A 24932-nucleotide genomic window follows, 5' to 3' on the forward strand; every position below is an offset into this window, starting at 1 on the left:
AGGGTTCTGGCGACATCTTCCCCAATCTTGCCGATCAGGCTGAGGTAGCGCGTCTGGTTGGGGACTTTGATGTCCACCTCGATTTTTTCGTCGATCATTAGGCCCCCCGAAAGACCCCTCAGAAACTGGCCAGCGCTTCCTCGATTCCCGAGAAAATTTCAAATACCCGGTGCAGGCGGGTCAACTCGAACATGGACTTGACCTGAGGCTGCAGACCGCAGAGTTTAAGATTGCCGTTGCGCGCACTGGCGTTCTTGAACCCCGAAACCAACGCCCCCAAACCTGATGAATCAACAAAGCGTACTTCCTGAAGATCAATGATGATGTGATTTTTTCCCTCCTCGAAGAGACTCAGCATCTGGCTCTTGAGCTCTCCGCTGTTGTGGGCGTCCAGCCGTTCTTCCTTGACCTGGATCGTCACCACGTTGCCTTTTTCTTCCACCTTCAGAATCATCGCAGTCTCCTTTGCATATGGACATGACCCGGCGTGTTCACGCGCGGCCGAAAAAAACAGCGGGAAAGCGGCAATCAAAATGTTTTGAATCAATCATAACAATAGCATAAGTCGTCAAGGTCCGCCATGTCTGTTTTCCGCGCACCTGCTCAGGGCTCGACCCGCAAGGCGATCATGGAGACATCGTCGGCAAAATTCTGCACGCCGGTAAACAACCTGACCTGGTCGAGAATGCACGGAATCAGCATCTCCGGATCCAAGGCATGATGCTCCTGGAGCAGGGCGCAAAGGCGTTCGGTGCCGAAGAGCTCATCGCGATCATTGTGAGCCTCGATGATGCCGTCGGTATAGAGCAGAACCACGTCGCCGGGGTTGAGGGTGGTGCGTTCTTCCTGGAAGCTGACCTCTTTTTTCACGCCGAGAATCAGGCCTTCGGCGTCGAGCCATTCGCAGCAGCGCTTGCCGTACCGCCAGACCAGGGGCGGGTTGTGGCCGGCGTTGGCATAGGTGACCCGGCGGGTTTCGGTGTTGTAGTTGATGTAAAACAAGGTGATGAACAATTCGGCACGGGTCAGATCGTCGTAGAAAAAGCGGTTGAGTTCGGCCAGGAGTTGCGAGGGCGTGTGGATGCCCCGGGCGCGGGCCTGGATGAAGGTCCGCGTTTCGGCCATGAGCAGGGCCGCCCCGACGTTGTGGCCGGAAACATCGGCAATCACCAGGTCGATGCTCTGATCGTCGCGCACCAGATAGTCGTAGTAATCGCCACCGACCTGGCTGGCCGGTACGCAGATGCCCCCCAGGGATAAGCCCCTGAGCTTGGGCGTGCTGGCCGGCAGCAGGCTCATCTGGATGTTCATGGCGATTTCCAGTTCCCGTTCGCGGCCGCGGGCTTCGATGAGCTTGTCGGTCTGGATGGCGTTACGCCAGGCGATGCCGATCTGGCCGGCGATGCTGCGGAACAGGGCGATGAATTCATCGGTGAAAATGCCCTTGACCGAGCGTGAGAAGGCCGAGAGCACGCCCACCGGCTGGCCTTCCATGGTGATCGGCGCGTGGGCGAAGGATTTGATGCCTTCGCGATGAATGATCTGGGCCGAATGGGGCTTGTCGAGAAAATCCGTGTCATTGGCCTTGAGCACCGAATTGGTGAGGAAGGCTTCGCCGATGTAGGTGTTCAGGGTGATCTCGCGCTCCGACTCGCCCAGGTGCTCGGAAGTCATGCCTTTTTGGCAGCGCACCACCAGGGTGTTCTTATCCTCTTCGAGCATGCGGATGACGCACAGGTCGAATTTGAACTGCTGAAAGAGCAAGTCGAGGATCTGCTCGAAAATGGCATCGAGTTTTTCTCCGCCGGCGACGATGCGCGCCGATTCGTAAAGCACGCCGAGCTGTTCGCGGCTGGTGGTGCGGCTCAGGGTCACCGAGCCGAAGATGTCGAAGACATCCTCCATCTTGCTGCCCCGCGCCGAGAGGTAGTTCTCGATGATGATGCGCGCCGGCGCGGCGCCCACCGAGCCGGCCAGAGTGCGTTCGGTGAAGCGTTTGAGATTGGGCAGCTCATATTCCGACAGACTGCCGCGCTCGTCGATTTCGCGGTTGCCCAGATATTCGGTGATGGAGGCATGGGCCTGCTTTTCGCCGATGAACTTGGCCATGAGATCGACGAATTCCATAACCGTGGGCGCCTTGCTGATGCGCTTGCGGGTCTGTTCCTCCTCCTGATAGCCGTAGGCGTTGACGAATTTTTCGGCCTGCTCCTGCTCGATGCGGCTGGGCGAGGTGAACAGCGAAAAGACCAGATAGGCCGAAAGGTTGAAAAACAGGCTCCAGAACAGGGAGTGGCTCCACAGGTCAAAGCCCGAAAGGCCGAAAAGTTCGGTGGGCCGAAGGATGCTCAGGCCGAAGAGGCCTTTTTCGAGGATCTCGCTTTTCAGCCAGCCCGAGCGTACGAAGGAGGGCACCATCAGGGTGTAGAACCATACCAGGAAACCGAGCAGGATGCCGTAGGTGGCGCCGCGCCGGTTGCCGCGCTGCCAATACAGTCCGCCGATGGCCGCCGGCGCGAACTGGGTGGCGGCGACAAAGGAGATCAGGCCGATGTTCACCAGCGCCAGGGAATCGCCGATGATCTTGTAGTAAAGGTACCCCTGAAAAATCACGGCGACGATGGCCAGGCGCTTGATGTTGATGAGCAGATCGGAGAGACCGACGCTCTTGTCGATGTGCAGGCGGATGATGATGGGCATGACCAGGTGGTTGAGGATCATGGTCGCCAGGGCGACCGATTCGACCATCACCATGCCCGCGGCGGCGGAAAAACCGCCGAGAAACACCAGCAGGGCGAGCCAGGTGTGGCCGGCATCGAGGGGCAGGTGGATGACGAAGTAATCGGCGTTGGTCGTGTCGCCGCCGCTCAGCAGCAGTCCCCCCAGGGCGATGGGCAGCACGAAGAGGTTGATGAGAAACATGTAGAGGGGAAAACGCCACATCGCGCTGCGGATGTGGTTCTCGTCGGAATTTTCGATCACCATGATGTGAAACTGGCGGGGCAGGAACATGACCGCCATCATGGAAATGAAGGTCAGGGTGAACCATTTGGCGTAGGGGATCTGCTCGGTGCCGAGCATGACCAGGCTTTTGCGGTCGGGGAAGGTCTCCAGAAAGCGGGTGAAGATATCGGAAAAGCCGTTGAACATGCCGTAGGTGACGAAGATCCCCACCGCCAGAAAGGCCACGACCTTGATCAGTGATTCCAGGGCGATGGCGGCGACCAGGCCTTCGTGGCGCGCCGCGGCGTCGAGGCGGCGGGCGCCGAAGAGTACGCCGAACAGGGCCAGGACGGCGGCGATGATGAAGGCCGTGTCGAGATAGGGCGGCAGGCCGGCCAGGATGCCGCGGGCCGCTCCCTGATTCGCTCCGGCCGCCATCATGAGCTCAAAGGTGTGGGAGACCGCCTTGAGCTGCAGGGCGATGTAGGGCATGATGCCGACCACCGCGAAGACCGTGACGATGGCGCCCAGGGGCGCCGATTTGCCGTAGCGACTCGAAATGAAGTCGGCGATGCTGACGATGTTCTGTTCCTTGCTGATGTGCACCATCTTGCGCAGCAGAAACCACCAGGCAAAGGCGATGAGGGTCGGGCCGAGATAGACGGGCAGGAAATCCAGTCCCGAGGTGGCGGCGCGGCCGACACTGCCGTAGAAGGTCCAGGTGGTGAAATAGACGGCGAGGGACAGGGAATAGATGTGGGGATTGGAGATGATGCTGCGGCCCAGTTCGCGGCGCCGGTCGGCATAGTAGGCCACCGCGAAGAGCAGGGCGAAATAGCCCAGGGTAATGAAGATGACGAATTCGATGGTTATCATGCCGTCGCTTTACCGGGATTTTTCCGTTTTTTCGAGCATGCGCGCGAATATGTAGACCACCAGAATCGACAGGGGCCAGCCCACCAGAAAGTACAGCACCAGCAGGGGAATGCCGAAGATCAGGATATCCTTGTTGAAAATATGGATGAAGGGAAAATTGATCATGATGACGCCCAAAACAAAAAACAGAACCCAGGCATCGCGAAGGTGAGGGTGCGGCGAATTGCTCATAGGATCGTTCCTGCCCTTTGAAGGATGGTGCACAGCGTGCGATCCGCCTGCTCAGGAAGCGGCAGGTGCGCATCGAGCCTCAGCGGCTTTTCGCCGGGGTCGGGAGGTTCGAAGGCGCGCTGCTGGGCCGGCAGCAACTCAGCACGGCCATCCGAGGCGTCCGTCCCGGCGGCGGTGCGCTCTCGTAGACGCTGCGCCAGGGTCGCCTCCTCGCCGTGCAGATGGACGAGCAGTACGGGGCGACCCGTCCGTTGCGCCAGATCGTAAAAACGTTGCCGGTCCTCGGCGCGGACGAAGGATGCATCGACGATGACGCCGCGCCCCGGCCGCAGGGCCTGCTCCGCCAGTTCGGCAAGCCGCGCATAGGTTCGGCCCGACCAGGAAGGCGCATAGATGCCTTGCTCGTAGGGTGCGGAGGCTCCTTCCGTTGCCCGTTCTCCGGCCAATTCCTTGCGTACCAGATCCGAGCGCAGCAACTCGGCCCCCGTGACTCGCGCCAGGCTTTGGGCGAGGGTGGTTTTCCCCGATCCCATGAGGCCGCAGGTCAGAATCAGCGTGCAGGGGGTGAGGTAGCCCAGCGCCAGGAGAAAATAGCTTCGCGCCAGATCCACGGCCTCCTGGCGTACCTCCGCTGCGGCCTTGGCGTCCGCGCCGAGAAAGGAATCGACCTTGCCGCGCACGAACGCCCGGTAGACTTTGTAGAAAGGCAGCAGGGTTTCGAAATCGGGGTCGGGCTCGGCGGCGTTTGCATAGGCCGCGAGCAGGATCGCAGCCAGATCCCTGCGCCCGCGAAAATCCAGATCCATCAGCAGGAACGCCAGGTCGGCCACCACATCGGCCACGCGAAAGCGCCGGTTGAATTCAATGCAGTCATAAATGCGGATCGGCTCGGTGAGGCAAATATGCTCGGCATGCAGATCGCCGTGCCCGTCGCGGACAAAGCCCTGCTCCTCGCGCTGTTGCAGCAGGGTTTCCTGCTTCTCGATAAAGGTTGCGACAGCGTCGCGAATCAACTTGAGAGCATCGGCGGAGAGGCTTTGCCCGCAAAAGGGCGTGACCTGCTCGAAGTTCTCTCGCCAATTGCGCCGGATCGCTTCCAGGTTGCTCATGCCGCCATTCTGCCGACAGACTTCCGCTTCCTGCTCGATTCTTGCCAGCAGCCCCCCCAGGGCCTCCATTGCCTGGGGTAATTCCGGGGCGTCGCGCGCGATGAGGTTATCGAGCATGCGCTCGGCGGGAAGACGTTTCATCCACACGGCGAAATCGAGCACCTCGCCCTGGCCGTCGATGTGGACGCCGGTCGCGTCCCGGCGGATTTCCCGCACCCCGAGATAGGTGTCCGGGGCGAAGCGGCGGTTGAGGCGCACTTCCTCCTCACAGTAGAAGCGGCGCCGGTCGAGGGTGGTAAAGTTGAGAAAGCCGAAGTCGACGGGTTTCTTGACCTTGTAGACAAACTCGTCGGTGAAATACAGTCGTGAGACATGGGTTTCCTTGAATTCGATGCGCCCCGGAGCAATCGGGTACGCCCGCGCGTGCATCAGTGCCTTGTGAACGATATCGGAATTCATCCGGACCCCATGGCTAAATCCTAGAATTTACACACAACTTTAGCACAATCAAGAGGTCTGTAAAGAATGGGGAGCGCAGGGGAAACAATTTGACCCCCTTGCGCCCCCTGACGTATGATGGGCGCAATTTTCCGGCGGCCGGCAGCGTCTCGGCGACCGCCGGCGCGGCCCTGCAAGGTGTTTTCCTCGATGATCAAAATTGCTTCCCTTTTCTTTCTGGGCCTGTTGCTTGGCGGATGCCTGCCTGCGGTCGGCCCGGCGAGCGGCGAGGTGGCCTCGCCGCCCGCGGAACAGTCTTTTGTCTACCAACCCAAGATCCATGATGCGGAAACCCGCGCCCTGGCCGCCTATGCCAAGGGACGTCTGGCGGCGAAAATGGGGGATCTCGAGGCCGCCGAGGTTTTCCTGCGCGAGGCGGCGGATGCCGGTCCCGCGCGCGGGGCGATTCTTCTCGACCTCGCCCACCTCTATCTGCGTCAGGGCCAGTTGGACAAGGCGGTGCGGGCTTCGGAAGATGCCCTCATCGAAGACCCAGATCTGCTCCTGGCCCATCTCTTCCTCGGCGATGTGCGCCTGCGCAGCGGAGATCTCGATCAGGCCGTCGCGCATTTCGAGCGGGTCATCGAAATCGACCCCGACCATGAAGAAGCCTATCTCAATCTGGCGGTCGCTCTGGCGCGCGGCGGGGAAACCCAGCGCGCCGTTGAAGTTCTCAGGGATCTTCTGGAACGCGTGCCTGAGTCCATCAACGGCCGGCTCATGCTGGCGCGGCTGTATCGGGAAATCGGCCTGACGGTGTTTGCCGAGGAGGTTTATCGAAATCTGATCGCCCAATTCCCCGATTTCGAGAATGCCTATCTGGAATTGAGCGGCCTTCTGGAAGCCCAGGGCGACTGGCAGGAAGCCGTCAACGTCTATCGCCTGGGATTGGAGTCATTCCCCGATAATCCGCAGTTGCGCCACCTGCTGGTCGGCGTGCTGGTGCGCGAGGGGCGGCTGCCCGAAGCCCAGGAGGAATTGCGAATTTTGTTGGCGCAGGATGAGGCCGATTTGGAAGCCTGGCGCAAACTGGGTCTCATTGCCATGGAACAAGGCGACTGGGAACTGGCCGCGAGCGGCTTTCGGCGCATCCTCGCGGAGCAGCCCAATCACCATCAGGCCCGCTATTACCTGGGGTCGGCCCTGGAGCAGATGCAAGAGGATGACGCAGCGCTGGCTGCCTTCGCCGCGGTGCCGCCGCAAACGCCCTTTTACGGCGAGGCTTTGGTGCATCAGAGTTTTCTGCGGCAGCGGCGGGGTGACGCCGAGCAGGCCCGCGCGCTGATGGAAACCGCTCTGGCCCTGGAGCCCGAAAGGCTTCAGTACCATTTCTACCTGGCGGCCCTCCTCGATGAGCAGGGTGACTTCGACGCGGCGTTGCGCACCCTCGCGGATGCCCGGCGCCTGGACCCGCGAAATCAGGATCTGCTCTATCGCAAGGGGGTGCTGTTCGGCAAACTCGAGCGCTGGGACGAGGCGGTGCAGGCCATGCGTGAACTGCTGGACATCAATCCCCGGCATGCCGACGCTCTGAACTACATCGCCTATCATTACGCTGAAACCGGGCGCCATCTCGACGAAGCCCTGGACCTGGCCCGCCAGGCCCTCGCGCTCAAGGAGGCCGGCTACATTCGCGACACGGTGGGTTGGGTCTACTTCATGCGCGGCGACTATGACCGTGCCCTGGAGTATCTGGAGCAGGCCGCCAGTGAACTGCCCGAGGATCCCGTGGTGAACGAGCATCTCGGCGATGTCTACCAGGCGCTGGGACGCCATGAAGAGGCGCGCAGGGCCTATCGCCGAGCGCTCGAGATTGATCCCGAGGCGCGCGGCCTCAAGGAAAAACTGCAAGATCTGGAAGGTCTTTGACATGTTGCGACTGCTGTTTCTGTTGTTCGTCGCGGGGCTGGCGGCTTGTGCCCCGCGCCCCGCGCCCCTGGTTCCCCTGGACGAGCCGACGGAGGCCCTGACCCGGCAACTTCTCGCCGGACTTGAGCAAACGTCCCAAAATTTTCATTCCCTGGAGGGGTTTGCCCGGGTTCGCATCGTTCACCCGGAAAAGCGTCTGGGGGCCAACCAGGTTCTGTTTATCGAAAAACCCGACCGCCTGCGCAGCGAAAGCCTGAACCCTTTTGGGCAACCGATGCTGTCGGCGGCAACGGATGGCGAGACCTTCAGCGTGTACCTGCCCGGCGAGAAATCCTTTTACCGCGGCGCGGCCACCCTGCAAAACGTGCAGCGTTTCGTCCCCATCCCCTTGCAGGTGGAAGATTTGGTGCACATCATTTTGTATGATCCGCCGCTTATCTCCTACAGCCGGGCTGATCTGCGCAGCGATCCGGCGCGGGGCTACAGTTTGTTGCTGAGTTCCGGCGCGGATATCCGGCAGGAACTGCTGTTCGACGGACAGTTGCGCTTGCGCGAAGTGGCCTATTTTCGCGGCGATACCTTGCAGTTGCAGATCCGCTACGATAAATTCAGCGAGGCGCGGGGCGCGGTTTTCCCCCTGACCACCGAGATGAGCATGCCGGTGCTGGATGCCAGCGCGACGGTGGAACTGCGCGACATCGACCTCAATACCGGCATTCCCATCGAGCGGTTTTCCCTCACGCCGCCCTCCGGGGTGCCCGTGCTGCCCATTCCCCAATGAAATTCCTGCGGAGACGTCCCATGCGTTGGTTTATTTACGGCGTGGTTCTGCTGCTTCTGGCGAGCGGCTGTCGGCAGGACGCCGCGCGGGTCGCCGATGCTGGGGAAGACGCCGCTCCCGCTTACGGCGACACCATCATCCAGGGCAGCATCGGCGAGCCGAGCACCCTGATTCCGGCCCTCGCCGCCGATTCGGCGTCCTCGGACATCAACGGCTTGGTTTACAGCGGCCTGGTGCGCTACGACAAGTACCTGCAGATCGAGGGAGAACTGGCCGAATCCTGGGACATTTCCGAGGACGGTCTGACCCTCACCTTTCACCTGCGCCGCGATGTGCGCTGGCATGACGGCATGCCCTTCACCTCGGAGGACGTGCTGTTCACCTATCAGCTCATGGTTGATCCCAACACCCCCACCGCCTATGCCGACCGCTATCTCCAGGTGGTCGAGGCCGAGGCGCCCGATCCTCATACCTTTCGCGTGCGCTATGCCGAGCCGCTGGCTTCGGCGCTGATCAGCTGGGGCCTGGCCATCCATCCCAAGCATCTCCTTGAAGGCCAGGATGTCAGCCGCAGCCCCCTGGCCCGCGCTCCCGTGGGCACGGGGCCCTATCGCTTTGTCGAATGGGTGAGCGGCCAGCGCTTGGTCCTTGAAGCCAACCCCGATTACTTCGAAGGCCGCCCTTACATCAAGCGCGTGATCTATCGGATTATTCCCGATCCCTCCACCATGTTTCTCGAATTGCAGGCGGGCAATCTCGACCAGATGGGCCTGACGCCCATCCAGTTCGCCCGCCAGACCGATACGGCGACCTTCAAGCGACGCTTCAACAAGTATCGCTATCCGGCGTCGAGCTACGTCTATCTCGGCTATAACCTGCGCCGCCCCATGTTCCAGGACCAGCGGGTGCGCCAGGCCCTGGCCCACGCCATCAACCGCCAGGAACTGGTGGACGGGGTGCTGCTCGGCCTGGGGCAGGTGGCCACCGGCCCCTACAAGCCCGGCACCTGGGCGCACAATCCCCAGGTGCGCGACTATCCCTTCGATCCGGCGCGCGCCCTGGAACTGCTGGCCGAGGCGGGCTGGCGCGACACGGACGGCGACGGGCTTCTCGACAAGGACGGCCGTCCTCTCTCCTTTACCATCCTGACCAACCAGGGCAACGACCAGCGCGTCAAAAGCGGCGAAATCATTCAACGCCGCCTACGCGAGATCGGCATCGACGTGCGCCTGCGGGTTATCGAATGGGCGTCCTTTCTCAAGGAATTCGTCAATACCGGCAATTTCGACGCGCTGATCATGGGCTGGACCATTCCTCCGGATCCCGATGCCTATGCCGTCTGGCATTCGAGCAAGACGCGGCCGGGCGAGCTCAATTTCATCGGTTTTGAAAACGCCGAGGTCGACGAACTGCTGGAAAAGGGGCGCCGCACCCTCGATCAGGCCGAGCGCAAGCGATATTACGACCGCTTCCAGGAGATTCTCGCCGAGGAGCAGCCCTACACCTTTTTGTTCGTGCCCGATGCCCTGCCGGTGGTGGCCGCGCGCTTTCGCGGCATCGAACCGGCGCCGGCGGGCATTGGCTACAATTTCATCCGTTGGTATGTGCCGGAGGGTGAACAGAGATATGACTGGTAACCTGGATGCCTGGGGGTAGGGGCGCAGCATGCTGCGCCCCTACGACCGACATCCGGTCTGCGCTGTAGGGGCGAGGCGCTGCCTCGCCCTGGGCGATCCAGCGGGTCGTCCCTACCCATTTACCTGTGAACATGAGTTGATTGCCTGCATGCTGCATTATCTTCTCAAACGCCTGCTGATGATGGTGCCCCTGCTGCTGGGGATCACCCTGATTTCCTTCGTGGTGATTCATCTGGCGCCGGGCGAGCCCACCGACCTGCAGACCGAGCTCAATCCCGAGGCGAGCGTCGAGCTCAAGGAGCGTCTGCGTGCCCAGTACGATCTCGACAAGCCGCTGCTGGTGCAGTATGGGCTGTGGCTCAAGCGTCTGGCGGTGCTCGATTTCGGCGACTCCTTTTCCCAGGACCGGCGGCCCGTGGTGGACCGCATCGCCGAGCGGCTGCCCATCACCATCCTCATTAACGTGCTCTCCATCGCCCTGATCCTGCTGGTCGCCACCCCCATCGGCATTCTCTCGGCGGTGCGCCAGAACTCCCTGTTCGATCGCGCCACCACGGTGTTTGTCTTCATCGGTTTCGCCACGCCGTCCTTCTGGCTGGCGCTGCTGCTCATGGATTATCTGGGGGTGCGCCTTGGCATGTTTCCCATTTCCGGCGTGCGCTCCCTGGGCTATGATTATCTGAGCTGGGGCGGGCAGCTCTGGGACCGCATCCACCACCTGATCCTGCCGGTGTTCGTTTCGGCTTTCGGCGGCCTGGCTGGATTTTCACGCTACATGCGCTCCAACATGCTCGAGGTGATCCGTCAGGATTACATCCTCACCGCCCGCGCCAAGGGCCTTTCCGAAAGCGTGGTGATCTACAAGCATGCCTTGCGCAACGCGCTGCTGCCGGTGATCACCATTCTCGGGCTGTCGGTGCCGGGCCTCATCGGCGGCAGTGTGATTTTCGAGACGATCTTCGCCATCCCCGGCATGGGCAAGCTGTTTTTCGACAGCGTCATGATGCGCGATTATCCGGTGATCATGGGCGTGCTGGTGATGGGCGCGGTGCTGACCCTGGTGGGCAATCTGATTGCTGATCTCAGCTATGCCCTGGCCGATCCGCGCATCCGCAATACTTGAATTCAAGGAGTCGCCCGTGCTACGCACCAAAACCATGAAGCTCGGGGAAATGCTCAAGGAAGCCGGGCTGATCGACGATTTTCAGCTCAAGTCGGCCCTGTCCTACCAGCGCAATTGCGGCGGGCGGCTAGGAACCGCGCTGATCGCCCTCAAATACATCTCCGAGGAGACACTGCTTGACTTTCTCGCCGAGCAGCTCAAGCTGACCCGCGTGGATCTGTCCCAGCGGCGTCTGGCGGAAGAGGTGGTGCGCTGCCTGCCGGAAGCCAAGGCGCGCCGGCACAACGTCATTCCCGTGGCGCGCAAGGAGCACGGGGGCGCCGTCTATCTGCTGGTGGCCATGAGCGACCCGACCAACCTGAGCCTGATGGATGAACTCCAGACCGCGACGGGTTGTCGCATCCGCCCGGCCCTGGATACCGAGCAGTCCATCCGCGAGGCCATCGACAAAGCCTACAGCAACCTGTCCGATGAGGATGAGGGTTCCTTGGTGGATGCCCTGGACCAGATTCTGCTCGGGGGAGCGAGCGCTTCCCCCGGTGGCGGCTCCAGGCGGAGTCCTTCGCCAAAGCCGTCTCAGGATGATCGCTTGCAGCGCCTCATCGATCTGTTGGCGCGCAAAGGTTTATTGAACGACGAAGAGGTCAAGTTGCTGCGATGAGCGAGACCAACTCCCTGGAGCGCTCCTCCTTTCTGCGCGATGTCTTCTGGCAGCGTCTGCGGCGCAACCGCATGGCCATGTCCGGCGCGGCCATCGTTTTGTTCATGTTCATTCTGGCCGCGGTCGCACCCCTATGGAAGGATCCGGCCGCCATCGACATCACCCTTGCCCTGTTGCCGCCGAGTTGGGCCCATCCCCTGGGCACGGACGATCTCGGCCGCGATGTGCTCGCGCGCATACTTTTCGGCGCGCGTATTTCCCTGCTGGTTGGTTTTGTGGCGGTGGGCATCGCGACCCTGATCGGAATCGTCCTGGGCGCCCTGTCCGGCTATTACGGGCGCTGGACCGACAGCATCATCATGCGCTTTGTCGACATCATGCTCTGCTTTCCGACTTTTTTCCTCATCCTGGCCGTCATCGCCTTTCTCGAACCCTCCATCTGGAACATCATGATCATCATCGGCCTGACCGGCTGGATGGGGGTGGCGCGTCTGGTGCGGGCGGAATTTCTCTCCCTGCGCGAGCGCGACTTCGTCCAGGCGGCCCGCGCCCTGGGGGCGTCGGATGCGCGCATCATCTTTCGCCACCTGCTGCCCAACGCCCTGTCGCCGGTGCTGGTGTCCGCCACCCTGGGCGTGGCGGGGGCGATCCTCACGGAAAGCGCCCTGTCCTTTCTCGGCATCGGGGTGCAGCCGCCCACCCCTTCCTGGGGCAACATGCTGATCTCCGGCAAGCAAACCCTGGGGGCCGCCTGGTGGCTGTCGGTGTTTCCCGGCCTGGCGATCCTGGTGACGGTTTTGGGCTACAATCTGCTCGGCGAGGGTATCCGCGATGCCCTGGATCCGCGGCTCAAGGAATAGGTAAGAGGGATGAAGGAAGAACAACCGCTGGGGCTGGAGCTCAGCCCTGACCTGGAACCCGTCGAACTCATCGCCCTGCGGGTGCGGGCCTTTCGCCTGGGCGAATTCGGCGTGATTTACGACAGCTATCATGCCGATTCTTTTTTTCGCTCCCAGTTTCCCGAACGTGACGCCTACATCCGCTATGCCTGGGCGCATTTGCGCCGCGACTTCCGCATCCGCAACTGCCGGGTGCTGGCGACTCGCCTGGTGGGTCCCAAGGAGTTTCACCTGATTTTTCATCAGGTGGTCGAGGTGGCCGACGGGGTGGTTGAAACCCTGGAGATGGCTCGGTTCTACAGCACCGATGAGGGTTGGCGCTACCATTCGAGCCAAAAAATGGAGCTTGCCGACTTTTCCGGCAAGGCGGAAGACATTCGTTTTGCCGACTTCGACCGGCAGCAGCCCAAGGTGTTTTTCTGAAAAGCCGCGGCGGATCTTCCCATGCCTGAACTCCCCGAAGTCGAAACCGTGCGGCGCGGCATCGGCCCCCATGTTCAGGGGCGGCGCATTGCGCGGGTGGTGGTGCGCGAGGCGCGCCTGCGCCGGCCGATTCCCGCGGATCTCGCCGCGCGTTTTGCCGGCGTGCTGGTGACGGACATCGTGCGGCGGGGCAAGTACCTGCTGTTCGAGACCCCAGCCGGCTGGCTGATCCTGCACCTGGGCATGTCGGGCAGCCTGCGCCTGGTGGGGGCGGCCCAGCCGCCCGGTAAGCACGATCACGTGGATCTGGAGCTCGATGACGGACGGCTTCTGCGCTTCTGCGATCCGCGTCGCTTCGGCCTGCTGCTGTGGACCAGGGAACCTCCCGTTCATCATCCCTTGCTGGCCGGCCTTGGTCCCGAGCCCCTGGACGAGTCCTTCACGGGCGCTTATCTGTATGAAAAAGCCCAGGGGCGCAGGCTGGCGGTCAAGTCCCTGATCATGGACAGCCGGATCGTCGTCGGCGTCGGCAACATCTACGCCAGCGAAGCCCTGTTTCGCGCCCGCATCCGTCCCGATCGCGCGGCGGGCAGCCTGGGACGAAGGGATTGTGACCGGCTGGTTGAATCGATCAAGATAGTTCTCGGCGAGGCCATCGCGGCGGGAGGCACCACCTTGCGCGACTTTGTCGATGGTCAGGGCCGCCCCGGATATTTTCGCATGCAGCTTCAGGTGTACGGTCGCGGTGGCGAGGCCTGCCCCGTCTGCGCGCGCCCTCTGGATTCGGCGCGGATCGGCCAGCGCTCAAGCTTTTTCTGTCGCCGTTGCCAGAAATAGGCGAGGCGGGTAGGGCCGGGGAGAAAGGAAGATCATGCAGGATTTTGGTTTTGTCATGCCCTATCGCGTGCGCGTCGCCGACATCAACTATGGCGGCCATGTCTCCAACGCGGCAGTACTCAATTATTTCCAGGATGCCCGCATCGCCTATCTCGCCGCCCTCGGCCCCTATTCCGAACTCGATATCGGCAACAGCTGCGGGTTGATCATGCCCGAATCCCATGTGCGCTACCATGCCGAGATGTTCCTCGGTGACGACGTGCAAATCGGGGTTCGTGCGATCAAGGTCGGCCGCTCCTCCTTCGAGTTGGCCTATCGCATCGAACGCGGCGCGGAGCTGACCGTGGACGGAACCACACCCCTGGTCGCATTCGACTACGCGGCGCGCAAACCACGACGCCTACCCCCAAGCTTTCGCCAAGCACTGGAACGTTTCGAGGGATTCCCACCCCCCGCCGCGGACGGAGAGTGATAGACTAGAAGACAACGGACAACGGACAACGGACAGCGGACAACGGACTAAGGGAGTTTCCCATGCCTGTGCCACGCATCAGCCCCGAGGAAGCCGCCCGCAAGGTCGAATCCGGTGCGGCGTTGCTGGTCTGCGCCTATGCCGAGGCGGACAAATTTGCCCGGATGCACTTGGCGGGCGCCATTTCGCGGCAGGATTTCGAGGCGCGCCTGCCCGGACTCTCCAAGGACGCCGAACTGATCTTCTACTGCGCCTGAACCGCCGAACACAGCGCCGCCGGTCTGGCGGCGGAATATCGCAAGCAGGGTTATGTCAATGCCAAGGCTCTGCTCGGTGGGGTCGAGGGCTGGCGAACGGCGGGATTGGCTCTGGAGTAGCGTCCTGACGGACAGCAGGCCCTTACCGATGCTAGAGCGCTGCTGCCGGTGACGCCGGCGGCGAGGACGCGACGGCTGGTCATCCGGGAAAGCAAAAAAGCCTGCTGAAAAGCAGGCTTTTTTGCTGGGTGCGAGTTGGCTGGGCTCAATGGCCCTGCAAAATCTCGATGAGTTGCATTTCAAAATTCAGCGCATTGCCGGCCAGGGGATGGTTGCCGTCGAGGGTTACGCTGTCGGCGCTGACCGCCGCGACCCAAACAGGGAAGCCGTCCTCGTCATCGTCCTCGTCGCCGGCGAGTTCCAGCATCTCGCCCTCCTGGGGATCCATGCCCGGCGGCAGGTCGGCGCGGGGCACTTCAAAAACCATCTCCTCGTTGCGCTCGCCGTAGGCGTCCTTGGGCTCAATTCGCACGGTGCGGGTCTCGCCGGGCTGCATGCCGATGACGGCCTGCTCAATGGCGGGGAACACTTCACCGCCGCCGATGGTGAACTCAAGAGGCTCGGGTTCGCAGCCGCAATCGTCCTGGTCGTGCCCGCACTCGTCATCCGCGCTGCACCCGCAGTCGTCATCGAGGCAGTCCTCGGAGGTTTCAAAGATGGTGCCATCATCAAGGCGACCGATAAAATGAAGTCTGACGCGGTCGCCGTTTTTGGCCTGGCTCATGGATAAATCCTTTCTGGTTTGGTGTTCAATTCGCGAATCCTAACGCAGGTGCCTTGTCGGGAGCAAGGGAAAGTGCGTCTCCTCCTATTCGACCTGCCGCGTCGGCAGGTAGAGCAGATAGATGGTCACGCCAAAGGCGATGACGAACAGCAGCACCCGTACCCAAGGCAGGGGCACGAGGAAAAGCGCGGAGATGGAGATGCTCAGCCAGATCAGGCAAATGGCACTGACCTTGGCGCGCAGGGGAATGCCTTCGCCTTCAAGGTAGTCATTGACCAGGGGACCCAGACGCGGATGATCGAGCAGCCAGCGGTAAAATTTGTCGGAGCTGCGCGCAAAACAGGCCGCCGCCAGCAACAGCAGGGGGACCGTCGGCAAAATCGGCACGAAGATGCCGAGCACGCCGAGACCCGTGCTGAGCAACCCCAGGGCGAGCAATGCCTTCTTGAGGATGCGGGACCGCAACGGCTCGGACTTGGGGGATGAATTCATGGAGCTCGCGGCGAAAATGAGAAAATGGGACGCGGATTTTCAGGATGAACGCGGATCAGACCAAAGCCGTATCCAGCATTGATCCTGATTTTTCTGCGTTCATCCGCGTCCAGAGGTTGTATTTTTTCAGCAATTATAAGCGAACCTGCCGTCGGAATCCTTGATTCCTGTCAAATTCCCTGAAAAAAACAGCCCCGGCCGCAAGCGCGACCGGGGCTGCATGTGCGAGGGGCGTGATACTCAGCAGCCGAGCTGCTTGAAGAAGTCGTTGCCCTTGTCATCGACCAGGATGAAGGCGGGGAAGTCGACCACCTCGATCTTCCACACGGCTTCCATGCCCAGTTCGGGGTAGTCGATGCACTCGACCTTCTTGATGTTCTCTTCGGCGAGCAGCGCAGCCGGGCCGCCGATGGAGCCGAGATAGAAGCCGCCGTGCTTCTTGCAGGCATCCGTGACCTGCTGGCTGCGATTGCCCTTGGCGATCATGATCAGGGAGCCGCCGTTACCCTGCAGCAAGTCGACATAGCTGTCCATGCGCCCGGCGGTGGTGGGGCCGAAGGATCCCGAGGGCTTGCCCTTGGGCGTCTTGGCCGGACCGGCATAGTAGATGGGGTGTTTCTTGAGGTAGTCGGGCAGCGGCTTGCCGGCGTCGAGCAGTTCCTTGAACTTGGCGTGGGCGATGTCGCGTCCGACGACGATGGTGCCGGTGAGCAGCAGCGGCGTGGCCACCGGGTGCTTGGACAGCTCGGCGAGAATCGTCTCCATGGGCTGGTTAAGGTCGATCTTGACGCCGTGGTCGTGCTTGCGGCGATAGGCGTCGGGAATCAGGCGGCCGGGATTGCTGTCCATTTCTTCAACCCACAGGCCCTGCTTGTTGATCTTGGCCTTGATGTTGCGGTCGGCCGAGCAGGACACGCCCATGCCCACCGGGCAGGAGGCGCCATGGCGGGGCAGGCGCACGACGCGGATGTCGTGGGCGAAGTACTTGCCGCCGAACTGGGCGCCGATGCCGAGCTTCTGCGCGGCCTTGAGGAGTTTTTCCTCGAGCTCCACGTCGCGGAACGCCTGACCATGCTCGTTGCCCTTGGTGGGCAGGGAATCATAGTACTTGGTGGAGGCGAGTTTCACCGTCTTGAGGCAGCTTTCGGCCGAGGTGCCGCCGATGGCAAAGGCGATGTGATAAGGCGGGCAGGCGGCGGTGCCGAGGGATTTCATTTTCTCGACGAGGAATTTTTCGAGCTTCTCGGGGGTCAGTAGGGCCTTGGTTTCCTGATAGAGCATGGTCTTGTTGGCGCTGCCGCCGCCCTTGGCGACGAAGAGGAATTTGTACTCGCTGCCTTCGGCGGCATAGAGGTCGATCTGGGCGGGCAGGTTGGTGCCGGTGTTCTTTTCCTCGTACATATCCAGCGCCACGGTCTGGGAGTAGCGCAGGTTTTCCTCGGTGTAGGTCTTGAACACGCCCTTGGAGAGCATCTCGGCATCGTTGCCGCCGGTCCAGACGTTCTGGCCCTTTTTGCCGACGATGGTGGCGGTGCCGGTGTCCTGGCAGAAGGGCAGCTCATACTTGGCCGATACTTCGGCGTTGCGAAGGAAGGCGATGGCCACGCCCTTGTCGTTCATGGACGCCTCGGGGTCGGAGAGAATCTTGGCGACCTGCTCGTTGTGCTCGGCGCGCAGCAGAAAGGAGACGTCGCGGAAGGCTTGGTTGGCCAGCACGCTCAGGCCCTCGGGCGCCACCTTGAGAACTTCCTGACCGTCGAAATTGGCGACGCTGACGTACTTCTGCGAGTCGGGAAGGAGGCGGTACTTGGTTTCGTCCTTGCCCAGCGGAAAAGGTTCCTGGTACACGAAATCCGGCATCTTCTTCTCTCCTTTGCTCATGGGAATTGTAGGCGGCAGCGGCGCGGCGCGCGATCGTTGCCCAAACGCTTTTTGCGCAAGCGCTATTATATATACTGTATACAGTTTTGTCACTCTTTTAGAGCCATTTTCCCGCTGTGATTTCAGTGCGCTATAATGTTTGCAAAGGAACGGACGCAAAAAACCCGAGCAAAGGATTTTTCAATGAGCAACAATTCGCGACGCACGGCCATCATCGGCGGCATGCGCACTCCCTTCGTCAAGGCGGGAGGGCCTTTTCGCCACCTTGACCCGCTGAAACTTTCCAGCCACGCGGTGCGCGGCCTGCTGGAGCGCTTCGCCCTCGACCCGCAAAAGGTGGAACGCCTGGTGTGGGGGCGGGTCATTCACGATCCGCGCATTTCCAACCTGGCGCGGGAGATCGTCTTTGATCTCAAATTGCCCGCGCGGATTCACGCCGATCTCGTGTCCAACAACTGTATCACCGGCATCCACGCCCTGGTGGCCGTGGCTGACGCCATCGCCGCCGGGCACTGCGAGGTGGGTCTGGCCGGCGGGGTGGAATCCATGTCCAATACGCCCTTGCTGTTCGGCCGCGAGGCCACCCGTATCTTTACCGACGCCGCCCTGACCAAGGCCCTGGGTGATCGCCTCAAGATTCTCACCCAGCTGCGGCCGCGGCATTTCAAGCCCCAGGCCCTGGGCGTGAAGGAACCTTCCACGGGTCTGTCCATGGGCGAGCACGCCGAGATCTCGGCAAAACACTGGCAAATCGCGCGCCGCGAGCAGGACGAAATCGCGCTGCGCAGCCACCAGCGGGCGGCGGCCGCTACCCGCGACGGGCGGCTCAAGGCGGAAATTTTTCCCCTCGACGGGTTGGATCACGATACCCTGGTGCGCGGCGACACCAGCCTGGATAAGCTCGCCAAGCTGCCGCCGGTGTTTGATCGCGGCGCCTCCGGCACCATTACCGCGGGCAACGCCAGCGCATTGACCGACGGCGCATCGGCCTTGCTGCTCATGTCCGAGGAGCGCGCGGCCAAGGAAGGCCTCAAGGTGTTGGCCTTCGTCAAGGCGGTAGAGTTCGCCGCCATCGATCCGGGCGACGGGCTGCTCATGGCGCCCGCCGTGGCCGTGCCGCGCCTGTTGCGGCGCACCGGGCTGACCCTGGAACAGATGGATATCGTGGAGATGCACGAAGCCTTTGGCGCGCAGGTCGCCTGCAACCTCAAGGCTTGGGAGCAGGGCTGGCAGGAAGAGGCCATCGGCCGGGTTGATCCGGAGAAGCTCAATCCCCTGGGCAGCTCCATTGCCGTGGGTCATCCCTTCGGCGCCACCGGCACCCGCATCGTCACGACTCTGGCCAACGAAATGGCGCGACGCGACGCGCGCTACGGTCTGGTGTCCATCTGCGCCGCGGGCGCCATGGCGGCGGCGTTGATCCTGGAAAGGCCTTGATCCATAGCAGGGCTTGCACCGCGGAGTTCGCTGAGAGCGCGGAGAGCATGGAGAGAGAATAACCTTTTTCTCTGTGCTCTTCTGTGCTAAATGCTTTTGAATCTCATCTCCCGCCAGGATCTTCCCCATGCAAAAGATGTTAAAGCTCATCCTGACCTCCAGGGTCTACGATGCCGCCGTGGAAACCCCCCTCGATGAAGCCCCCGGCCTCTCGGCGGCTCTCGGCAACCGGGTGTTGCTCAAGCGCGAGGATCTGCAGCCGGTGTTTTCCTTCAAGCTGCGCGGCGCCTACAATCGCATCGTCCATCTGAGCGACACGGAGCGGCAGCGCGGGGTGATCGCCGCCTCGGCCGGCAACCATGCCCAGGGGGTGGCTTTTTCGGCCCGCAAGCTGGGCATCGCCGCGACCATCGTCATGCCCGCCACCACGCCGCAGATCAAGGTTGACGCCGTGGCCGGCTACGGCGCGCGCATCGTGCTGCATGGCGACAGCTATTCCGAGGCCGCCGAGCATTGCGCGCGTCTTGCCGAGGAAACGGGGATGATCTTCATTCATCCCTTCGACGACGAACTGGTGATCGCCGGTCAGGGCACCGTGGCCGATGAACTCTTGCGGCAAAGCTCCGGTAAGCTCGACGCCGTGTTCGTGCCCGTGGGCGGCGGCGGGCTGATCGCCGGCATGGCTGCCTATCTCAAGGCCCTGCGCCCCGAGGTGCGCATCATCGGGGTCGAGCCCCATGACGCCGATGCCATGGCGCGCTCCCTGGAGGCCGGGCGCCGCGTGCGGCTTGAATCCGTGGGGATTTTCGCCGACGGGGTGGCGGTGCTCGAGGTGGGGAAGCTGACCTATGAGCTGTGTCGCAAATATGTGGATGAGATCGTGCGCGTGGATACCGATGAATTGTGCAGCGCCATCAAAAGCGTCTATCAGGCGACCCGCACCATCGTCGAGCCGGCCGGGGCGCTGGGGCTGGCCGGTTTGCAGAAGTGGGTGAGGACCAACCAGTCTGTCGGCCAGACCCTGGTGGCGATCAATTCCGGGGCCAACATGAATTTCGACCGGCTGCGTTACGTGGCCGAGCGCACCCTGGTGGGCGAGAAGAAAGAGGCGCTGTTCGCCGTGACCATTCCCGAACAGCCCGGTTCCCTCAAGCGCTTCTGCCAGGACATGGTGGCGGGACGCAACATCACCGAGTTCAATTACCGCCTGTCGCGGCGCGATCATGCTCACATCTTCGTCGGCATCACCGTGCGCGACGCCGAGGAGCGGCTTTCCTTCGGCAAGCGCATGAACGCGGCGGGCTTCGCCAATATCGATCTCACCGACAACGAACTGGCCAAGACCCACATCCGCTACATGGTCGGCGGCCGCTCCGTGACTGCCGGGCGCGAACTGCTCTACCGCTTCTGGTTTCCCGAGCGCCCCGGGGCCCTGGGACGCTTTCTTGACGCCATGGGCGCCAATTGGAACATCTCCTTGTTTCATTATCGCACTCAGGGCGGGGATTTCGGCCGGGTGCTCATCGGCCTGGAAATTCCCGAGGAGGATGATGGCCAATTTCAGCAGTTTCTCGGCAACCTCGGCTATCGCTACGAGGAGGAAACGTCCAATCCGGCCTATCGGTTGTTTCTCTGAAGGCCCAGCTGCGCGGAAGTCCAGTCGTTGGTAAAATTGAGACGTGTAAGCACGAAAGGAGGTATCGACCATGGTACGCTTCTACGATCCGTCCACGACCGAGGATCAAGCACGCGTCGAGGCTCTTTTGCGCGGCGCCGGCATTGAATACTTTCTTGGAGAAATGACCGCAACCCATGGGCCGGCCGAAATTCTACTGGCCGAGGAGGATTTGCCCCACGCGGAAGAAGTGCTGGCCAGGGCCGGGCGTCCTGTCTATCATTAAGATGAGGTTTTTCTCACGGGCATTTCGCGGAGTTTTTTGCCCGGACCGGGCATATGGCTGTGATCTAAGTCCTTGAAAATTTGTTTTTTTTAAAAATGGTCGGTCTTGCGCCGGCTTTTCTTTTTCAATGAACCGAAGATACCTGCTTGTGCCGGTGATCTTCATTGGACGTGCATTCCTGGCATGGCCTCTGCATTTTCGAATCCCATGTCCTATGTGGGTATTTTGCCCGTTTTGCGCCAGGGAGGCCCTCCATGAACCAGACCATCCTCGCAGCCGATCCCGACCTGTCCTGCGAGATCCTCAGCTTTCTTGAAGATCAGGGCTTTTCCATCCTGTCGGCCAAGACCTTCGACGAGTTGTTGCTGCTCGGCAGCCAGCTCAGGTTTGATGTGGTCCTGCTTGATCCGGGCCTGCCCGGCTTCGCGGGAGCGGCCGGCATCGAGACAATCCGGCAGCTTCCCGGTGCCGGCGGGGCCGCGGTGATTCTCGGCGCCGCGCCCCAGGCCGAGTCCGCCCGTTTGAATCCCTTTGCCCTGCAAGCCGATGATTATCTGGCCAAGCCCTATGAACCCCAGGCGCTTCTTGGGCGCATCAGGTTCCGCCTGAGGGGCAAGGCGGGCGCTCCGGAGTCGGAACGGTTCAGCCGGGCGGCCGCGGAACTTCCAATGGCCGAACCCCGCGACGAAGCGCGGAGCGGTGACGACTTTTTCGAATTGATGCAAAGAATTCTCTGCGACCTCACCCGCTTCAAGAATCTTGAGCGCTGCTCGGTGGCCCTGCTGGAGCAGGAGCGCAGCCTGGCCTATGTCATCGCCTCAAGCGATGCCGCGGCGCCCACCGGATGGCGCCTCGATCTGGCCAACTATCCCGAACTGCGGGAAGTCGGTCGCACCGGACATCCCCTCATCGTGCCCAACGTGCGCCAGGCACCCATCATGGCGCCGGTGGCCGATCGCCTCCACAGCCAGGTGTTTCAATCCCTGCTGGTGATTCCCGTACTGGTCGGCGGTTGCGTGGTGGGGGCGCTGGTGCTGCGCTTTGCCGAACCGGATCCCGAATTTACCCAGGAAGAGCTGTTCTTTTGCCGCCTTATGGCGCTGATGTTCGCCCAGGTGATCAAGAGCTCCCGGGATCTGCCGGCGATGCATGCCATGCTGCGCGAGGAAAACCGTCATTTGCAGAAAAAACTCGAGAGCCGTGACCTGTTCGCCATGCGCGCGATCAGCGCCATGCACACTCCCGTGACCGCCATCCATGGATTTTGCTCCCTGATTCGGGAAGGTGGCTTGGTCCGCCTCGACGCCGATCAGCAGGATTATTTCACCAAGGTCATCGAAACCTGCGAGGAGTTGGACAAGCTCATGGGCGACCTGCTGGATCTCTCGCGGCTCATGTCCGGCAAGGCGCCTCTGGACATGGCCGAGCGCGATCTGTGCGTCATCGTTCGCAAGGTTCACGAAAAAGCCTGGCCGCAGGCCCTCGCTAAGGGGTTGATGTTTCAGTGGGACATGCCGCCTCACAACTGCCGGGCCTGGTTCGACGCGGCGAGCATTCAGCGTGTGCTCGAAGGTCTGGTGAACAATGCCATTCGCTTTACTCCCACCGGCGGGCAAATCCGCCTGGCCGTCGAGGAGCGGGATGACGAAATCCGCGTCCATGTGCAGGATAGCGGTGTCGGCATCGCTCCCGCGCAACTGGCTCGACTGCTCGGTGAATGCACGGCCGAGACCGCTTTGGGAGAAAATTCCGAATGCGGTGTCGGCATTTCCCTTTATCGCGCCATCATCGCGGCGCACGCCGGGCGCCTCTGGGCCGAAAGTCAGCCGGGGCGGGGCAGTCTGTTCGGTTTCAGCTTGCCCAAGGCGGCCATCGCGGCGCGCTGAGACCGCTGCTGATCGACGGGGCGATCCGCGCGCCCAAAGGACAGGGTTTCCGATCCGTTTCGGCGACCCTGTTTTTTTTGGTCAAAATAATTGACAGTTTTGATCAGGTATGTTATTCCATTAAAGCAGTGACGGACAAATTAATCTCTTGTAATTACGGGGAGTTGGCCATGCTCGAAACCCTCAGGGAAGACATCAAGGCAGTCTTCGACCGCGACCCGGCCGTGCGCAGCGTGGCCGAGGTTATTTTCTGCTACCCCGGTTTTCACGCCATGCTTTTCTATCGCGTGGCCCATTCCTTGTGGCAGCGCAAGTTCTATTTTCTTGGGCGCTTCGTGTCGCATCTCGGGCGGTTTTTCACCGGCATCGAAATTCATCCCGGTGCCCGCATCGGCAAGGGCTTTTTCATCGATCACGGCATGGGCGTGGTCATCGGGGAAACCGCCGAGATCGGCGAAAACTGCACCCTGTACCACGGCGTGACCCTGGGTGGGACCTCTTGGGCCAAGGAAAAGCGCCATCCGACTCTCGGCAACAATGTAATCATCGGTTCAGGCGCCAAGGTGCTCGGACCCTTCACCGTGGGCGAAAACAGCAAAATCGGCTCCAATTCGGTGGTGGTCAAGGAAGTGCCGCCCAACAGCACGGTGGTCGGGGTGCCGGGGCGCATGGTGATTTCCGGAGGGCAGAAAGTCGAGGATCGGGTCGATCTCGAACACGACAAACTGCCCGACCCCGAAGCCAAGGCGATTGCCTGCCTGTTCGATCAGGTGCGCGCCCTGGAGCGCAAGGTCAAGGAACTGACCGCCCGCCTCGAAGGACCGGACGGCGGGTCGTCCGAGGCGGAAAAGACCGAGCAACCTCAGGTCCTGGAAGAAACCAAGGCGGCGGGTTGAGCGCATGAGACTTTCCACGAAAGCCCAATACGCCGTGCGCGCCATGGTCAGCCTCAATCTCAACAGCGACGGGGCGCCCATGACCATCAAGGACATCTCGGCGCGCGAGGGTATCTCTTTGACCTATCTCGAACAGTTGTTCGTCAAGCTGCGCCGCGGCAAGATCGTCAAGAGCGTGCGCGGCCCCGGCGGCGGCTATGTGCTGGGGCGCCCCGCGGCGCAAATCCAGGTCGACCAGATCATCGACAGCGTCGAGGAAACCCTGGTGCCGGTCTCCTGCATGCAGGAAGACGGCAGCTGCGCCTGTACCGACCAATGCATCACCCATACGGTGTGGCAGGGGCTCGGGGAGAAAATCCGAGCCTTTCTCTCGTCCATCACCCTGGAAGATTTGACCCGTGATGCCCAGGAGCGCCTGGGTGTCCGCAAAGTGAATTGACCTTGAATTTCGCTGTCGGCGGAGGACTTTGAACGTGAAACGGATCTACATGGATTACAACGCCACCACCCCCGTGCGACCCGAGGTGGTTGAAGCCATACTGCCCTTTTACCGCGAACAGTTCGGCAACCCCTCCAGCGTGCATTGGGCGGGACGTTCGGTGAGCGGCGCGGTGGAAAAAGCCCGCGAGCAGGTGGCGCGGCTTATCAACGCGAGCCCCGCCGAAATCGTTTTCACCAGCTGCGGCAGCGAGGGCGACAATCTGGCCATCAAGGGCACGGTGGAGGCCCTCAAGGACAAGGGCAACCACATCATCACCACCGCCGTCGAGCATCCGGCGGTGCTCAATACCTGCGAGTATCTGGCGAAAAACGGCTGCGAGGTGACCTTCCTGCCCGTCGATGCCGACGGCATGCTCGATCCGGCGTGCCTCGAAGCCGCCATCAATGAAAAGACCATTTTGATTTCGGCCATGTGGGGCAACAACGAGACGGGCACCATTTTCCCCATCGAGCAGATCGGCGCCATCGCCCGCAAATACAAGGTGCGTTTTCACAGCGATGCGGTGCAGGCGGTGGGCAAGCTGCCCGTTGATGTGCA

24 protein-coding genes and 1 pseudogene are annotated in these 24932 nt (G+C 61.7%); 17 read left to right on the plus strand and 8 right to left on the minus strand.

Annotation, left to right across the window (positions count from 1 at the left end; all coding sequences use genetic code 11):
• From QAT43_RS14830 to QAT43_RS04885, 5 genes and pseudogenes are all read right to left on the minus strand, one after another.
• A pseudogene (locus QAT43_RS14830) lies at positions 1-98 on the minus strand (ATP-binding protein); the annotation flags it as partial.
• Positions 99-118: 20 nt separating this feature from the next.
• A complete protein-coding gene (locus QAT43_RS04870) occupies positions 119-454 on the minus strand; it encodes an STAS domain-containing protein (RefSeq protein WP_305041921.1) in 336 nt (111 codons plus the stop codon).
• Positions 455-603: 149 nt separating this feature from the next.
• Entirely contained in the window at positions 604-3819 is a 3216-nt protein-coding gene (locus QAT43_RS04875) for a SpoIIE family protein phosphatase (protein WP_305041922.1), read from the minus strand.
• A 9-nt stretch (positions 3820-3828) separates the two neighbouring features.
• On the minus strand, positions 3829-4050 hold the full coding sequence (locus QAT43_RS04880; RefSeq protein ID WP_305041923.1) for a hypothetical protein: 222 nt from the start codon (positions 4048-4050) through the stop codon (positions 3829-3831).
• A complete protein-coding gene (locus QAT43_RS04885) occupies positions 4047-5618 on the minus strand; it encodes a bifunctional aminoglycoside phosphotransferase/ATP-binding protein (protein WP_305041924.1) in 1572 nt (523 codons plus the stop codon). The genes QAT43_RS04880 and QAT43_RS04885 overlap by 4 nt, the downstream gene beginning before the upstream one ends.
• A gap of 189 nt (positions 5619-5807) precedes the next feature.
• On the opposite strand from QAT43_RS04885, the gene QAT43_RS04890 reads away from it, so the two are divergent.
• From QAT43_RS04890 to QAT43_RS04935, 10 genes are all read left to right on the plus strand, one after another.
• Positions 5808-7526, plus strand: coding sequence for a tetratricopeptide repeat protein (locus QAT43_RS04890; protein WP_305041925.1), 1719 nt, complete (start codon positions 5808-5810; stop codon positions 7524-7526).
• Between the two features lies 1 nt (position 7527).
• Positions 7528-8307 carry a LolA family protein gene (locus QAT43_RS04895; RefSeq protein ID WP_305041926.1) on the plus strand — a complete coding sequence of 260 codons (780 nt, stop codon included), beginning with the start codon at positions 7528-7530 and terminating at the stop codon, positions 8305-8307.
• 20 nt (positions 8308-8327) lie between these two features.
• Positions 8328-9944 (plus strand): peptide-binding protein, encoded by a 1617-nt coding sequence (locus QAT43_RS04900; protein ID WP_305041927.1) that lies wholly within the window; start codon positions 8328-8330, stop codon positions 9942-9944.
• A 148-nt stretch (positions 9945-10092) separates the two neighbouring features.
• Positions 10093-11067, plus strand: coding sequence for an ABC transporter permease (locus QAT43_RS04905; protein WP_305041928.1), 975 nt, complete (start codon positions 10093-10095; stop codon positions 11065-11067).
• A gap of 16 nt (positions 11068-11083) precedes the next feature.
• Positions 11084-11728, plus strand: coding sequence for a hypothetical protein (locus tag QAT43_RS04910; protein ID WP_305041929.1), 645 nt, complete (start codon positions 11084-11086; stop codon positions 11726-11728).
• Positions 11725-12588 carry an ABC transporter permease gene (locus QAT43_RS04915; protein WP_305041930.1) on the plus strand — a complete coding sequence of 288 codons (864 nt, stop codon included), beginning with the start codon at positions 11725-11727 and terminating at the stop codon, positions 12586-12588. Before QAT43_RS04910 ends, QAT43_RS04915 begins: the two co-directional genes overlap by 4 nt.
• A 9-nt stretch (positions 12589-12597) precedes the next feature.
• On the plus strand, positions 12598-13050 hold the full coding sequence (locus QAT43_RS04920) for a hypothetical protein (protein ID WP_305041931.1): 453 nt from the start codon (positions 12598-12600) through the stop codon (positions 13048-13050).
• Positions 13051-13071: 21 nt separating this feature from the next.
• Positions 13072-13887 carry a bifunctional DNA-formamidopyrimidine glycosylase/DNA-(apurinic or apyrimidinic site) lyase gene (gene mutM / locus QAT43_RS04925; protein ID WP_305041932.1) on the plus strand — a complete coding sequence of 272 codons (816 nt, stop codon included), beginning with the start codon at positions 13072-13074 and terminating at the stop codon, positions 13885-13887.
• A 34-nt stretch (positions 13888-13921) separates the two neighbouring features.
• A complete protein-coding gene (locus QAT43_RS04930; protein WP_305041933.1) occupies positions 13922-14359 on the plus strand; it encodes an acyl-CoA thioesterase in 438 nt (145 codons plus the stop codon).
• Between the two features lie 62 nt (positions 14360-14421).
• The gene (locus QAT43_RS04935) at positions 14422-14616 is read left to right on the plus strand and encodes a rhodanese-like domain-containing protein (RefSeq protein WP_305041934.1); all 195 of its coding nucleotides are present in this window, start codon (positions 14422-14424) and stop codon (positions 14614-14616) included.
• Between the two features lie 265 nt (positions 14617-14881).
• Here the strand turns inward: QAT43_RS04935 and QAT43_RS04940 are convergent, their stop codons facing one another.
• The 3 genes from QAT43_RS04940 to QAT43_RS04950 form a co-directional block, all read right to left on the minus strand.
• A complete protein-coding gene (locus tag QAT43_RS04940) occupies positions 14882-15400 on the minus strand; it encodes an FKBP-type peptidyl-prolyl cis-trans isomerase (protein ID WP_305041935.1) in 519 nt (172 codons plus the stop codon).
• A gap of 84 nt (positions 15401-15484) precedes the next feature.
• The gene (locus QAT43_RS04945; RefSeq protein ID WP_305041936.1) at positions 15485-15892 is read right to left on the minus strand and encodes a YbaN family protein; all 408 of its coding nucleotides are present in this window, start codon (positions 15890-15892) and stop codon (positions 15485-15487) included.
• A 240-nt stretch (positions 15893-16132) separates the two neighbouring features.
• On the minus strand, positions 16133-17752 hold the full coding sequence (locus QAT43_RS04950; protein ID WP_305041937.1) for a fumarate hydratase: 1620 nt from the start codon (positions 17750-17752) through the stop codon (positions 16133-16135).
• A 204-nt stretch (positions 17753-17956) separates the two neighbouring features.
• On the opposite strand from QAT43_RS04950, the gene QAT43_RS04955 reads away from it, so the two are divergent.
• The 7 genes from QAT43_RS04955 to QAT43_RS04985 form a co-directional block, all read left to right on the plus strand.
• On the plus strand, positions 17957-19210 hold the full coding sequence (locus QAT43_RS04955; protein ID WP_305041938.1) for an acetyl-CoA C-acyltransferase: 1254 nt from the start codon (positions 17957-17959) through the stop codon (positions 19208-19210).
• A 127-nt stretch (positions 19211-19337) separates the two neighbouring features.
• Positions 19338-20846, plus strand: a complete 1509-nt coding sequence (ilvA, locus tag QAT43_RS04960; RefSeq protein ID WP_305041939.1) for a threonine ammonia-lyase, biosynthetic — start codon at positions 19338-19340, stop codon at positions 20844-20846.
• 70 nt (positions 20847-20916) lie between these two features.
• Positions 20917-21111 (plus strand): hypothetical protein, encoded by a 195-nt coding sequence (locus tag QAT43_RS04965; RefSeq protein WP_305041940.1) that lies wholly within the window; start codon positions 20917-20919, stop codon positions 21109-21111.
• Positions 21112-21365: 254 nt separating this feature from the next.
• Entirely contained in the window at positions 21366-22997 is a 1632-nt protein-coding gene (locus QAT43_RS04970; protein ID WP_305041941.1) for an ATP-binding protein, read from the plus strand.
• A gap of 170 nt (positions 22998-23167) precedes the next feature.
• Positions 23168-23893, plus strand: coding sequence for a serine O-acetyltransferase (gene cysE, locus QAT43_RS04975; RefSeq protein ID WP_305041942.1), 726 nt, complete (start codon positions 23168-23170; stop codon positions 23891-23893).
• 4 nt (positions 23894-23897) lie between these two features.
• A complete protein-coding gene (locus tag QAT43_RS04980) occupies positions 23898-24332 on the plus strand; it encodes an Rrf2 family transcriptional regulator (protein WP_305041943.1) in 435 nt (144 codons plus the stop codon).
• Between the two features lie 34 nt (positions 24333-24366).
• Positions 24367-24932 (plus strand): cysteine desulfurase family protein (locus QAT43_RS04985; protein ID WP_305041944.1); only part of this gene is annotated, 566 nt, incomplete at its 3' end.

Source organism: Geoalkalibacter sp. (genome assembly GCF_030604225.1).
In the GTDB taxonomy this organism is placed as follows: Bacteria; Desulfobacterota; Desulfuromonadia; order Desulfuromonadales; family Geoalkalibacteraceae; genus Geoalkalibacter.